Here is a 14,401-nt window from a genome sequence, read left to right on the forward strand (position 1 = left end):
CGTCCGGTCGGCGCACGGAAGGCAGGCCGGAAGGGCGTGCCTGAGGGGGGAACGGTCATGAGAGTCAGCGTTTTCGGGCTCGGCTACGTGGGCTGCGTGTCGGCCGCCTGCCTGGCCGGCATGGGTCACGAGGTCATCGGAGTGGACGTGAACCAGGTGAAGGTCGACCTGGTCAACGACGGCAAGGCCCCGGTGGTCGAGGAGCGGATCGGCGAGCTGATCGCCGAGGTCGTGCGGGCCGGGGCGTTGCGCGCCACCGTCGACGTCCGTGAGGCGATCATGGGCAGCGAGGTGTCGCTGGTCTGCGTGGGCACGCCGTCGGAGCCCAACGGCAGCCTGTGCACGACGTACTTGGAGCGGGTCACCGAGCAGATCGGCGCGGCGCTCGCCGAGCGCGGCGGGCGGCACACCGTCGTGTTCCGCAGCACCATGCTGCCGGGCACCTGCCTGAACCTGCTGGTGCCGATCCTGGAGAAGTACATCGGCGGCACCGCCGGGGTGGATATCGGGGTCGCGGTCAACCCGGAGTTCCTGCGCGAGGGCACCAGCGTGCGGGACTTCTTCGACCCGCCCAAGACCGTCATCGGCGAACTCGACCCGGCGAGCGGCGATGTGGTGGCGGCGCTGTACGACGGCCTGCCCGGAGAGGTGTTCCGGGTGCCGGTCCCGACGGCCGAGGCGATCAAATACGCGGACAACGCGTTCCACGGCCTCAAGATCGGCTTCGCGAACGAGCTGGGCGCGGTGTGCCAGGCGCTCGGGGTGGACTCGCACCAGGTGATGGACGTGTTCCTGGCCGACCGCAAACTGAACATCAGCCCCGCCTACCTGCGGCCCGGCTTCGCCTTCGGCGGCTCCTGCCTGCCCAAGGACCTGCGCGGCCTGGTGTACGCGGCGCAGCGGGCCGACGTCTCGGTGCCCATCCTCGCCCACGTGCTGCCCTCCAACTCCGACCATCTGCAGCGCGCGGTGGAGCTGGTCGAGCGCACCGGCAAGCGCCGGGTGGGCCTGTTCGGGCTGTCCTTCAAACCCGGCACCGACGACCTCCGCGAGAGCCCGCTCGTCGAGCTGGCGGAGAGGCTCTTCGGCAAGGGGTACGACCTGCGGATCCACGACGCCAACGTGAGCCTCTCCCGGCTGCTCGGCGCGAACCGCGAATACATCGAGAACCGGCTGCCGCACCTCGCGCAACTGCTCGCGGATTCCGTCGGCGAGGTGCTCGAACACGCCGAGGTGTGCCTGGTCGGGACCAGGGACCCGGCCGTACTGTCGGCGCTGCCCCACGGCGGCGACGGCCCGGCGATCGTCGACCTCATCCGCCTTCCCGACGCCGAGGCGCGCCGGACCGAACCGGGGTACATGGGCCTTGCCTGGTGACGCGATCAGTGGTGACGGGCCGGGCCGGCGTGCGCTGATCCTGGTGGAGAACCTGTCGGTGCCGTTCGACCGGCGGGTGTGGCAGGAGTGCACGACACTGCGCGACGCGGGCTGGACGGTGCACGTCATCTGCCCCCGGGGGAGCAAACGGGACACGGAGCCGGAGGCCGTGATCGACGGGGTGCGGATCCACCGCTACCCGTTGCGCGCGGCCACCGGAGGACCGGCCGGCTACCTGCGGGAGTACGGATCGGCGTTGTGGCACACGGCCCGGCTGATCCGCAAGGTCGGCCCCGTCGACGTGGTCCACGCGTGCAACCCGCCCGACCTGCTGTTCCTGCCCGCACTGTGGCTGAAGCGGCGCGGAGCGCGGTTCGTCTTCGACCAGCACGACCTGGTGCCCGAGCTGTACCTCTCCCGGTTCGGCCGCGGCGAGGACCTGCTCTACCGCGCCGTGTGCGCGCTGGAACGGCGGACCTACCGCGCCGCGGACGTCGTACTCGCCACGAACGAGAGCTACCGGGACGTCGCGCTGCGCCGGGGCGGCAAGCGGCCGGAGGACGTCTTCGTGGTGCGCAGCGCGCCCGCCGTCGAGCGGTTCCAACCGGTGCCGGAAGAAACGGAGTTGAAGCGCGGCAGGCCACATCTGCTGTGCTACCTCGGCGTCATGGGCCCGCAGGACGGCGTCGACTACGCCTTGCGGTCCCTCGCCAGGCTGCGCGACGAACTCGGGCGGACCGACTGGCACGCGGTGTTCATCGGCTCCGGCGACGCCTTCGACGCGATGGTGGAGCTGTCCCGGCGGCTCGGGCTCACCGAGCAGGTGCAGTTCACCGGGCGCATCCCGGACGCCGACCTGGTGCGCTACCTGTCCACCGCGGACGTGTGCCTTTCCCCGGACCCGCGCAATCCGCTCAACGACGTGTCGACCATGAACAAGGTCCTGGAGTACATGGCGATGGGCCGGCCGATCGTCTCGTTCGACCTGAAGGAGGCGCGGGTCTCCGCCGGCGACGCCGCCGTCTACGCGCCCGCCGACGACGAGGCCGAGTTCGCGAAGCTCATCGCGCTGCTCCTCGACGACCCGGAGAAGCGGACCCGGATGGGCAAGATCGGCCAGGAGCGGATCAGCGGGCCGCTCTCCTGGCGGAACTCACAAACGTCGCTGCTCGCCGCCTACGCGTCGGCGGGGAACCCGGACCGGTCAGGGAAGAGGCCGCGCCGTTGAGCGATGACACGATACGCCTGGTCACGATCGGGCGGATGATCCGTCGGCGCTGGCGGCTGCTCACCGTCCTCGCCGTGGTGGGGGCGCTCGTCGGCTACGGCACCTCCTTGCTGTTTCCGCCGCGCTACACGACGTCGGCGTCGGTACTGCTGCCGGGGGCGTGGGAGGAGCGCGAACTGCTGACCCAGGCGGAGATCGCGACCAGTTCGGTGGTCCTCGACCGCGTGGCCGCCACGCTCGGCCGGCCCGGCGCCGGCGGCAGCGAACTGCGGGACCGGGTGAGCGCCGAGGCCACCGACGGGAACATCATCAAGATCTCGGGGACGGCCGACACACCGGAGCGCGCGCAGCGGCTCTCCGACCAAGTGGCCCAGCAATTCGTCACCTTCGCCGCGCGGCTCGCAGGCGAGGACAGCGAATCCGAAGCGTCGGCCCGGCCCGAGGACTTGCGGAAGATGGTGGTGCGGACCAGCCGCCGCATCACCGAGCTGGCCGACGCGGCCGATCCGGGGCGGACCGTGGAGAGCGTGCAGGGCCGCACCGAGCTGGAGAAGCTGCGCATCGCGCTGCAGGAGGCCATGAAAAAGCTGGACGAGGCCGACCCGGTGACCAACAAGTCCACCATGGTCGTCATGGGACCGGCGGCCCGGCCGGCCGGCGCGGCACCGCCGACGAGGACGCAGCTCATCGTCGCCGGAGCGCTGCTGTTCTTCCTGCTCGCGGTCATCGGCCATCTCACCGCCGCACGGATGAGCCGCCGGCTGCGCACCGAACCGGAGATCGCCGCGGCGCTGGGCTCGGCGCTGCTGGGTACCGTCGACGTACCTGTCGACGTGCCTGGTGAACGGCGCGCGCACCGGCCGGAAGGCAGTGGTGTGCGGGCCCGGATCCGCCGGCTGCTCGGCGTCGACACCCGGTGGGACGTCCCGGCGCCGCAGGCGTCCGGCGACGAGGCCAGCAGGCACATCCGCTACCGGCGGGTGTGCGCCCGCCTCCGGGACCGGCTGCCGGCCCCACGGCGGCTGCTGGTGGTCGTACCCGAAGGCGACGAGATCGCCCGCCGGGCCGCCGAGCAACTCGTCGCCGTGTCCGGGGGTGATCCCTCCCCGTCCGCTTCGACCAGGGGATACCCCAGGCTGCGGGTGGTGGCGGTTTCGGTGTCCCAGCCGCTGGTGCCGGACCGTGGCACCGAGTCCGGCGCCCTGGTCGTGCTCAGCGCGGGCAGCTGGAGCGCGGCGGAGCTGGCCGGCATCGCCGAGGCGTGTGTGGACGGCAAGCACGAGGTCGTCGGCATCGTCGTCGCCGGCACGGTCCGGGCCCGCCCGAAGCGGTCTGCCGGCACCCCTTCCGATGACGCCACTCCGGCGCTCGCCGTTCCCGGCCACGCGACGGGAGGTGCCGTGTGACGGCGAGCACGACGCCGGAGTGGTCGGCGGCCACTCCGCTGTTCGACCTGCAGGCGCTGGTGGTGGCGGTGCGCAGGCGCCGCCGGCTCTGGTGCTCCATGGCCGTGCTGGGGCTGCTGGCCGGCGCGGCGATGGCGGCCCTGCTGCCACCGCCGCCGAGCGCGGTGACCAAAGTGCTGGTCGCGCATCAGGAGGACCAGCCGAACGACACCGGAACACTGATCCGCACCGACGTCGCGCTGCTGGGGACCACACGGATCGCGGGCAAGGCCCTGCAGTCCCTCAAGTCCCCGGAAAAACCCGAAGACTTCATGCGGGAGTACCGGGGCACCGGTTTGACCAACAACCTGCTGCAGATCGATGTGACAGGTGACAGCGACGCGGAAGCGGTGGCCCGGGCCAGGGCACTGGCCGACGCGTTCGTCGCGGACCATGTGCGGCGGATGCGGGAGGCCGCGAAAGCCGAGTCCAAGGCCCTGCTCGACCAGCGTGACCGCGTGCGGCGCGAACTCGCCGAGGTCAACAAGGCGATCGGAGACCGCTCGCCGGGCAGCGACCCGCAAGCGTCGGCGGGCATCGAGTCGCTCTTCGCCCGCCGGGCCGAACTCAACTCGCGGATCGCCGACTTCGACCAACGCGCCGCTGAGGCCCGCACCGGCGCGCCCCGGGTCATCGCCGGCACACAGATCGTGGACGCCCCCCGCGCGGTGCCGCACTCCCTGCCCAGAACCGCCGCCACCAACGCCGCGATCGGGCTCGTCCTCGGGCTCGTCCTCGGGCTCGCGGTGGCCGCGGTCGGCGCGGTGGTGGCGGACCGCCCCGTGCTGCGCCGGGAGATCGCGGCGAACCTGGGCGCCTCGGTCATCGCGGAGCTGCCCCGCCGGCCGGGCACGCTGTGGCGGCGCCGACGGACCGGGGCGGCACGGACACGGCTCACCGCGTCCCTGGCCCGCACCGTGCGCGGCTCCACGGAACCGGTGTCGCTGCTGGAACTGGGCTGTGCGCGCGGCACGAGCGAGATCGCCCGGGACCTCGCCAGCGCACTGGAGGCGGACGGGCCGGTGGTCATCATCGACGGTCTGCCCGGCCCGCAGCTCGCAGGCCGCCGCCCGAAGCCAGGAGACCCCACCGTGGTCAGCGGCGAGCAGGCCACGGCCGTGTCGCACCAGGAGCGCCGGGTCGGCGTCGGCTCGGTGGCGCCCGGTACGGCGTGGACCGACCTCCAGTACCTCGGTACCCGGACCGTGCTCGTCGTACGTGCCGGGCACGGCAGCGCCGCATGGCTGCACACCGTGGCGCGGCAGCTCGCCGACCAGCGCATTCCGGTGATCGGCGTGGTGCTGATCGACCCCGATCCGCGTGACCGGACCGACGGCACGCTGTGGGACGGACTGCACATAGCGCTGCGGGGCCATGGCGGGCGGCCGGCCCCGCGACACGGGACGGGCCAACTACGGACGGAGCGGCCGCCGATGTGGGCCGCACGCGTCCCGGACAGCGACCAGGAGGCACGGTAGGACATGTGTGGCATCGCGGGCACCTACCGATGGCCGGACGGGAAGGCCGTGACCGACCGGCTCACCGACACCCTCGCCCACCGAGGCCCGGACGGGACGGGACGGTACAGCCACCCCGCCGGTGACGGCGAAGTGCACCTCGGGCACCGCCGGCTGGCCATCATCGACCTGTCCGGGACCGGCGCCCAGCCGATGGTCTCCGGCGGCCTCGTCCTGACGTACAACGGCGAGCTGTACAACGCGCCCGAGCTGCGTGCCGAACTGACGGCCACCGGGGTGCGCTTCCGCGGCACCTCCGACACCGAGGTGCTGCTGGAGGCCTGGCGGCGCTGGGGCACGGACTGCCTGCCCCGGCTGCGCGGCATGTTCGCGTTCGGCATCTTCGACGAGCGGACCGGCGAACTGGTGCTGGCTCGCGACCAGTTGGGCATCAAGCCGCTGTTCTGGCTCCGGCGCGGCGAGGGACTGGTGTTCGCCTCCGAACTCAAGGCGCTCGCCACCGCGACCGGCGGGCCGCTGGAGGTGGACCATGCGGCGCTGGTGGCCTCGCTGCTGTACTACTGGGTGCCGGACTCGCGCTGCGCGTTCCGCGAAGCGGAGAAGCTGCCGCCGGGGAGCTGGCTGAGGTGCCGGCCCGACGGCCGGGTGGAGCGCGGCCGGTTCTGGCACCTGAAGGACATCGCCGCCGAGGGCCGGGAGCGGGCCCGCGGCGGCGAGCGGCCGGACCTCGCCGCCATCGTCGAGGAGTCGACCCGGCGCCACCTGCTCTCCGACGTGCCCGTGGCCACCTTCCTCTCCGGCGGCCTCGACTCCAGCTACCTGACCGCGCTGGCGGCCCGCCACCAACCCGGGATCTCCGCCTACACGATCGGGTTCCGCGCCGAGGACGCCAGGTTCGAGGCGATGCCGGACGACCTGCGCTACGCCCGGCGGGTGGCGACGCGGTTCGGTGTCGACCTGCACGAGATCGAGATCGCCCCGAACGTGCTCGACCTGCTGCCGCGGATGACGTACCACCTGGACGAGCCGATCGGCGACCCCGCCGCGATCAACACGTTCCTGATCTGCTCGGCCGCCCGGGAGGCCGGGGTCAAGGTGATGCTCTCGGGGATGGGCGCCGACGAACTGTTCGCCGGCTACCGCAAGCACCTGGCCAACCTGATCGCGCTGCGCTACCAGCGCGTGCCACGGCCCCTGCGGCGCGGGGTGTCAGCGGCCGTGGACCGGCTGCCGGTGGCGACGAGCCGCCGGGGCTACCGGTCGGTGCGCTTCGCGAAGCGGTTCCTCTCCTTCGCCGATCTGCCGGAGGAGACCGCGTTCCGCCGCAGCTACACCATGTACGACCAGGCCGAACTGCTCGCCCTGGTCGACCCGGACCTGGCCGGGACGGTTCAGGACGTGCTGACCGAGCACGCCGATGTCTACCAGGACAACGACCTCGACGACTTCGTCAACCGCATGTGCCTGGGCGACGCCCGGATGTTCCTGCCGGGCCTGAACCTCACGTACACGGACCGCTCCAGCATGGCCGCGTCGACCGAGGTGCGGGTGCCGTACGTGGACGTCGAGGTGGTCAAGGCCGCGTTCGCCGTACCCGGTGACCGCAAGATCGTCGGACGGCAGGGGAAGGCCGTCCTCAAGGAGGCGGCCACCTCCGTCCTGCCCCGGGAGATCGTGTACCGGCCCAAGGGTCTGTTCAGCGCCCCGCTGCGGGCCTGGATGAGCCGGGACCTGGCACCGCTGGTGCGCGAGGTGGTCAACGACGGCGTGCTCGTCCGCTCCGGGCTCCTGCGCCGCGACGCGCTGGCGCGGATGGTCGCCGAGGACGCCGCCGGGCAGCGGGACTTTTCCAAGCATCTGTGGCATGTGCTGACCCTCGAGTACTGGTATCGCGACGCGACCTCTGGGTCCGGCCAGAGCACTCGGTTGACGGCTTAGGAATCAGAGGAGTTCGGGTGAAGCAGGTTGTGCAGAACTACAAGAGCGGCGAGCTGGCGCTGCTCGACGTGCCGGTGCCGGGGTGCAAGCCGGGTGGTGTGCTGGTCCGCAGCGCCTACTCGCTGATATCCACCGGGACCGAGCTGATGAAGGTGTCCGAGGCCGGCATGTCGATGGTGGGCAAGGCCCGCTCCCGGCCGGACCAGGTCGCCAAGGTCGTGCAGAGCGCGGCCACCAACGGGCTGCCCGCCACCTACCGCAAGGTGATGGGGAAGCTGGACTCCTACACGCCGCTCGGCTACTCGCTGTGCGGAGTGGTCGAGCAGGTCGGCGCCGGGATCGACGAGGTGAAGGTCGGCGACCTCGTGGCCTGCGCCGGCAACGAGCACGCGTTGCACGCCGAGCTGAACTGGGTGCCGAAGAACCTCTACGCCCGGCTGCCGGACGGCCTCGCGCCACGGCACGCGGCCTTCGGCACGGTCGGATCGATCGCGTTGCAGGGCGTCCGCCGCGGTGAGCCACAGCTCGGCGACGTGGCGCTGGTCATCGGCCTCGGGCTGATCGGGCAGTTGGTGGTGCAGCTGCTGGCCGCCTCCGGAGTCCGCGTCGTCGGCGCCGACCCCGACCCGGCGCGCTGCGAGCTCGCCGAGCGCCTGGGCGCGGCGGCCTGTGGCGACCCCGCCTCCGCGGCCGTGGAAACCGCCATCGCCGAACTCACCGGCGGGCTGGGCGTGGACCAGGTGTATCTGGCCGCCGGCGGCGGCAGCAACCAGCCCGTCGAGCTGGCCGCCAGACTGAGCCGGGACCGCGGCCGCGTCGTCGACATCGGCAAGTGCCGCCTGGACCTGCCGTGGAACGCGTACTACGAGAAGGAGCTGGACGTCCGGTTCTCCCGCAGTTACGGCCCCGGTCGCTACGACCCGGAGTACGAGCTGGAGGGGCGGGACTACCCGATCGGCTACGTGCGCTGGACCGAGCGCCGCAACCTGGCCTGCTTCCTCGATCTCCTCGCCCGTGGCAGTGTCGACGTGGAGCCCCTGGTCTCCCACATAGCCGACTTCGATGACGCCGTGGAGACGTACCAGCGCCTGAAGGACGGCGACCTGAAGGCCGTGGCCGTGCTGTTCCGGTACCCCGGCCACCCCGGCCGAGCCGTGGAAACGGGGGCCCCGGCGGTGGCCGTGCCCGCGGTGCGACGCGGCGGCAAAGCGTCCACCCCGGCCCGGCTCGCCAATGCGTCGGTGCGGCTGGCGTTCGTCGGCGCGGGAAACTACGCGACGTCGATGCTGCTGCCGCACCTGGAACGGCGCGACGGCGTCGAGCTGTCCACCGTCGTCACCACCACGGCGCTGTCCGCGGCCAACGCGAAGCGCAAGTTCGGCTTCGCCGAGGCGACCACCGACCTCGACACCGTGCTCGGCGACCCGTCCATCGACGCGGTGTTCGTGGTCACCCGCCACAGCTCCCACGCCGAACTGACCATGAGGGCGCTGCGGGCCGGCAAGGCGGTGTTCGTGGAGAAGCCCCTGGCGCTCACCGAGGACGAGCTGGCCGGCGTCCTCGCGGCGGTGGAGGAGTCCGGCAACGACCGGCTGCAGGTGGGCTTCAACCGCCGGTTCGCGCCGCTGCTGCAGGAGGCCAGGAAGCGGTTCGGCTCCCGGACCGGACCGGCCAGCCTCCGCTACCTGGTCAACGCAGGCCGCCTCGACCACGGCAGCTGGTACCTCCGGCAGGGCACCGAGGGATCGCGGTTCGCCGGCGAGGGCGGACACTTCATCGACACCGCGAGCTGGCTGCTCGGGGCCGACCCGGTCTCGGTGTACGCGGTCGCCGCATCCGGCAACGAGAACCTCCAGGTCGTGCTGCGCTACCCGGACGGGTCCACCGCCACCATCGCCTACGTCACCACCGGCGCGCCCGGCTTCCCGAAAGAGACGCTGGACCTGATCGCGGACGGCAAGGTGCTGCGGCTGGATGACTTCGTCCGCGCCACCGTGTACGACGGCCGCCGCAGCCGGTGGGTCAGTTCGCGGCTGCCCAAGGCCCGCGACAAGGGCCAGAACGCCGAGCTGGCCGCGTTCATCAAGGCCGTGCGGACCGGCGGGCCGATGCCGGTGCCGCTGGAGTCGGTGGCCGCCACCACGGCGGCCACCCTCGCCGTACAGGCCGGCCTGGCCGGTGGTGCGCCGCTGACGTTGGCGAGGGCCCTGTGACCATGAGCGCGGGCTGGTACCTGCGGCGGCTGTCCCGGATGGGACCGCGGGAGGCCGTCGGCCGGGCGGGCGACGCGGTGCGCAGACGGCGGTGGCGGTCGGCGCGGCCGGACTGCCCGAGCGTGACCGGCGCCCGGTTCACCGCCGTACTGCCCGCGGGGGCGATCGCCGCGGTGCCACCGGACGCCGCGAAACGCCTCATCGCCGAGGCGGACCGGCTGATGGCCGGGCACGCCGAGTACTTCGGGGTGGACCGCGACGACCTGGCCGACCCGGACTGGTGGTACGACCCGAAGACCGGGCGCCGGGCCCCGTCGGGCTACGCCTTCGACGTGCCGTACCGCGACGAGGACGCGGTCGGGGACATCAAGCAGATCTGGGAGCCGTCCCGGCACCAGTACCTCACCCAGCTCGCCGCCGCCTACGCGATCACCGGGAACGAGCGGTACGCCGAGCGCGTGGCCGAACACCTGCGGTCGTGGTGGACGGCCAACGCGCCGCTGCGCGGAGTGCACTGGACCAGCGGCATCGAGCTGGGGATCCGGCTGCTGTCCTGGGTGTGGATCCGCCGGCTCCTCGACGGCTGGCCGGGCGCGGCCGGGCTGTTCGAGGACAACCCGGTGGCGGTGAACCAGATCTGGCACCACCAGCGCTGGCTGGCCGCCTTCCCGAGCCGGGGGTCCTCGGCGAACAACCACGTCATCGCCGAGGCCGCCGGGCAGTTCGCCGCGGCCTGCGCGTTCGGGTGGTTCCCCTCCTCGGCGCGCTGGCGCACCGACGCGCTGCGGTCGCTGGAGCGGCATCTGCGCGGCAACACCTTCGGCTCCGGGCTCAACCGCGAGCTGGCCACCGAGTATCACGGACTGGTGCTGGAGCTGGGTCTCGCCGCGGTGGCCGAGGCGGATGCCGCAGGCGTGCCGGTCCCCGCGACGGTCCGCCTGGTGCTGCTGCGGATGACCGACGCGCTCGCGGCCATCGTGGACGGCCGGCTACGGCCACCGCGCCAGGGGGACGCCGACGACGGGTACGGCCTGGTCGTGGACGGCGCGGGCACCGACCGCTGGGGCTCGCTGCTGGCCACCGGGGACGCCGTGTTCGGCCGGCTCGCCTGGTGGCCGGCGGTGACCGGAACCGATGCGCGCACCCCGCTGCTGTCCGCGTTCATCAAACCCACGGAACCGTCTGTGGTCCGCCCTCCGAGCCGACCGGGCCACTTCGCCGACGCGGGGCTCACCATCCTGCGCGGTCCGGGGGAGATCTGGTGCCGCTGCGACGGTGGTCCGCACGGCTTCCTGTCCATCGCCGCGCATGCCCACGCGGACGCCCTGTCCGTGGAGGTCCGGCACGACGGGGTCGAGGTGCTCGCCGACCCGGGGACGTACTGCTACCACGGGCAGCCCGAGTGGCGGCAGTACTTCCGGTCGACCCTCGGCCACAACACCCTGCAACTCGACGGCGGTGACCAGTCCGTCTCCGGCGGCCCGTTCCTGTGGACCCGGCATGCCGAGAGCCGCGTCCTGGTCGCCGACCCATCCGGCGAGGGCGTCGCCCGCTGGTGTGCCGAGCACGACGGCTACCAGGGCTCCGTGCACCGCCGCCGGGTGGAGCTGACGGCCGCGAGCCAGGAGCTGCGGGTGGTCGACGAGGTGCGCGGCCCGCGCCGGGCCGTACGCCTGGCGTTCCACCTCGGCCCGGCCATCGCCGCGGACCTGGTGGACCACCGGGCACGGCTCACCTGGACCCGGGACGGCGAGGACCGCTCCGCGGTGCTCGACCTGCCCGGGCAGCTGACCTGGCGGGCACATCGCGGCGAGACCGACCCGCCGCTGGGCTGGTACTCCGCCGGTTTCGGGCGCAAGGAACCCACCACCACGCTGGTCGGCACCGGCTACGCCGACGGCGTGCGGGGATTCACCACCGTACTCAGGTTCCACGGCTGAAGGGGGGAGCGTGGTGATCAAGTGGCGGACGTGGGCGTTACCGCTGGCGCTGGTGGCTCTGCCGGCGGCGACCGGCTGTGTGAACACCTCGGGCACCGGTGCGAACCCGACCGCCGTGCCCGCCACGCCCGGGGCGCGGTCCACGTCCCCGGCCCGGGTGTGCGCCAAACCCACGCCCGGGCCGGCGAAGGCGCCGGCGGGCGCGGTGACGGTCGACCCCGCGGTGGCCGGTGACCTGGCCGCGAAGACCAACAGCAGCCCCCCGCACACCACGTTCTGGCTCCGGCCGGGCAAGCACAGGCTCAAGCCGGACCGCTACGCCCAGGTCATCCCCAAGAAGGGGGACACCTACCTCGGCGCGCCGGGCGCGGTGCTCGACGGCCGGAAGACCAACCAGTACGCGTTCGGCGGCACCGCCCGCGACGTCACCATCCGCTACCTGACCGTGCGGGGTTTCGTCGCGCCGCAGAACGAGGGCGTGGTCAACCATGACTCGGCCGACGGGTGGGTGATCGAGCACGCGACCATCCAGGACAACTCCGGCGCCGGTCTGATGGCCGGTGCCCGTCAGCGGGTCCGCGCCAGCTGCCTGCGCGGCAACGGCCAGTACGGCATGAACGCGTACAAGACCACCGGCCGTATCAGCGGCCTGGTGGTCGAGGGCAACGAGATCGTGGGCAACAACACCGACGACTGGGAGCGGCGGCGGAAGGGCTGCGGCTGCACCGGAGGCATCAAGTTCTGGGCCGTCAACGGAGCCGACGTACGCGGCAACTGGGTGCACGACAACCGCGGCACCGGGCTGTGGGCGGACACCAACAACAACGACTTCCGCATCGAGGACAACGTGCTCGAGGCCAACGACGGCGCCGCGCTGATCTACGAGACCAGCTACAACGCCGTCATCCGAAAGAACACGATCCGGCGGAACAACTGGGTCGAGGGCCGCAAGGCAGCCGACCGAGGCGACAGCTTCCCCCTCGCGACCATCTACCTGTCCGAATCCGGTGGCGAACCACGGATCGAAGCCCGCACCGACAAGATCGAGATCTACCGGAACGCGCTGGAGAACAACTGGTCCGGGATCACCCTGTGGGAAAACGCCGACCGGTTCTGCAACAGCCCGGCCAACACCTCCTCCGGTGACTGCACCTTGCTGGTCCGGGACACCGACCGCTGCGCGAGACCGGCGATCGCCACCGCACCGCTCTACGCCGACTGCCGCTGGAAGACCCAGCGGGTGGACATCCACGACAACCGCTTCGTGCTGGACACGTCCGTCGTCACCTGCACGGTGAAGTGCGACCGCATGGCGATGCTGGCCAACTACGGAACCTACCCGGACTGGTCGCCGTACCAGGGCGAAGGGGTGGCCGAGGCGATCACCACCAAACAGCACAACCGCTGGCACGACAACGTCTACATCGGACCATGGAAGTTCGTCGCCCATGACCCGAGCCGGGTGCTCGACTTCGGGCAGTGGCAGGTCACGCCGTACCAGCAGGACGCGGGCAGCACCCTCCGCGCACGGGACGGCGGTTGAGATGGGCGGGGGCCACACACCGAAGATCGCCGGGACGGTCTGGGGGCTGCTGGTCCTCAACACGCTCGGCTCCGCCGGGGCGAAGACCATCGTCCCGCTGCCCCGCTCCCTCATCCAGATGGCCACCATGGGGGCGCTGGTCGCCGCGTTCGCGCTGGCGCTCGCGGTCAATCCCCGGCTGCGCATCCGAGCCAGTGCGTACGTGTTCCTGCTCACCCTGCTCCTGGTGACGAGCGTGATCTCCAGCGCGCACCTGGAGTCCGGGTTCGGCGCGCTGTTCCGCTGCGCCCGGCTGGCTCTCTTCGTCGGCACGCTGTGGCTGCTCAGCCGCTGGTGGGACGGCGGCCTGACGTTCGCCCGGCACCACATCCGGATGTACTTCGCGGTGCTCGGCTCGGTGGCCGCCGGCCTGGTCATCTCACCGGGCGCGGCCCTGCCCGACCTCTACGGCGGGCGGCTGGTCGGCGCGCTGTGGCCGCTCACCCCGCCGCAGATCGGACAGTACGCCGCGGTGATCATCGGGCTCACCGTGCTGCTCGTCCTGGGCCGCCGGACCGGCAGGGCGAGCGCGGCGCTGGTCATCGTGCCGTCACTCGTCCTGCTCGCGCTGACCCATACCCGGACGGCCACCCTCGGCCTGTTCATCGGCCTGGCGTTGGCGATCGGCTCGCTCCTCCTCACCAGCGGCGCGGCCCGCCGCTTCTTCACCTGGGCGGTGCTGTGCGCCACGGTGGCCGCGGTGGGGTTCGCCTCCGTGCTCCAGGCGTGGTTCCTGCGCGGACAGACCAAGGAGAACTTCTCCAGCCTCACCGGCCGGGCCAAGGTCTGGGACGCCCTGCTGGCCGCGCCACGCACGACGGGGGAGAAGCTGTTCGGCGTGGGCCTGGGCGACAAGTCGTTCGGCGGGCTGCCGATCGACAACAGCTGGCTGGCCGTCTACAACGAGCAGGGTCTGGCCGGCGTCACCCTGGTCGCTGCGATCATCATCGTGCTGGGCGGGGTCGCGCTGCTGCGGCCACCGTCGCTGCAGAGGGCCTGCGCGATCTTCCTGATCAGCTATTGCGCGATCGCCTCGTACACCGAGGCCGGTCTCGGCGACGCCTCGCCGTATCTGCTGCACCTGGCCCTGGCCGCCTCGCTGCTGGCGGCGCCTGCCGAGGCCGCTCCTCTCGCCACGCCCGACGTTCCTCGACGACACATCCCGCGCTGGGCCCGGGCTCGAACGGAGGTTCCTTGAGC

Annotated in this window: 9 protein-coding genes; all 9 read left to right on the top strand. The window is 72.1% G+C overall.

Annotated elements, in window-relative coordinates; translation table 11 throughout:
* Window positions 1–57: 57 nt before the first annotated feature.
* Genes ASC60_RS25115 through ASC60_RS25155 form a run of 9 tightly spaced genes read left to right on the top strand, consistent with a single transcriptional unit; the run spans window position 58 to window position 14,399 of the window.
* Window positions 58–1,377, top strand: coding sequence for a nucleotide sugar dehydrogenase (locus ASC60_RS25115; protein ID WP_055554702.1), 1,320 nt, complete (start codon window positions 58–60; stop codon window positions 1,375–1,377).
* Window positions 1,367–2,605 carry a glycosyltransferase family 4 protein gene (locus ASC60_RS25120; RefSeq protein WP_055554704.1) on the top strand — a complete coding sequence of 413 codons (1,239 nt, stop codon included), beginning with the start codon at window positions 1,367–1,369 and terminating at the stop codon, window positions 2,603–2,605. The genes ASC60_RS25115 and ASC60_RS25120 overlap by 11 nt, the downstream gene beginning before the upstream one ends.
* Window positions 2,602–4,011, top strand: a complete 1,410-nt coding sequence (locus tag ASC60_RS25125) for a Wzz/FepE/Etk N-terminal domain-containing protein (RefSeq protein WP_055554707.1) — start codon at window positions 2,602–2,604, stop codon at window positions 4,009–4,011. The genes ASC60_RS25120 and ASC60_RS25125 overlap by 4 nt, the downstream gene beginning before the upstream one ends.
* Window positions 4,008–5,528 carry a Wzz/FepE/Etk N-terminal domain-containing protein gene (locus ASC60_RS25130; RefSeq protein ID WP_055554709.1) on the top strand — a complete coding sequence of 507 codons (1,521 nt, stop codon included), beginning with the start codon at window positions 4,008–4,010 and terminating at the stop codon, window positions 5,526–5,528. Before ASC60_RS25125 ends, ASC60_RS25130 begins: the two co-directional genes overlap by 4 nt.
* A 3-nt stretch (window positions 5,529–5,531) precedes the next feature.
* Window positions 5,532–7,466 carry an asparagine synthase (glutamine-hydrolyzing) gene (gene asnB / locus ASC60_RS25135; RefSeq protein WP_055554711.1) on the top strand — a complete coding sequence of 645 codons (1,935 nt, stop codon included), beginning with the start codon at window positions 5,532–5,534 and terminating at the stop codon, window positions 7,464–7,466.
* A gap of 17 nt (window positions 7,467–7,483) precedes the next feature.
* A complete protein-coding gene (locus ASC60_RS25140) occupies window positions 7,484–9,679 on the top strand; it encodes a bi-domain-containing oxidoreductase (RefSeq protein ID WP_055554712.1) in 2,196 nt (731 codons plus the stop codon).
* Window positions 9,680–9,681: 2 nt separating this feature from the next.
* Window positions 9,682–11,619: an alginate lyase family protein gene (locus ASC60_RS25145; protein ID WP_370592963.1), complete on the top strand. Its 1,938-nt coding sequence runs from the start codon at window positions 9,682–9,684 to the stop codon at window positions 11,617–11,619.
* Between the two features lie 10 nt (window positions 11,620–11,629).
* Window positions 11,630–13,162, top strand: coding sequence for a right-handed parallel beta-helix repeat-containing protein (locus ASC60_RS25150; RefSeq protein WP_055554716.1), 1,533 nt, complete (start codon window positions 11,630–11,632; stop codon window positions 13,160–13,162).
* Window position 13,163: 1 nt separating this feature from the next.
* Window positions 13,164–14,399: an O-antigen ligase gene (locus ASC60_RS25155; protein ID WP_055554718.1), complete on the top strand. Its 1,236-nt coding sequence runs from the start codon at window positions 13,164–13,166 to the stop codon at window positions 14,397–14,399.
* Window positions 14,400–14,401 lie beyond the last annotated feature (2 nt).

The organism is Streptomyces sp. NBRC 110028 (genome assembly GCF_001417735.1).
Taxonomy (GTDB): domain Bacteria; phylum Actinomycetota; class Actinomycetes; order Streptomycetales; family Streptomycetaceae; genus Streptomyces.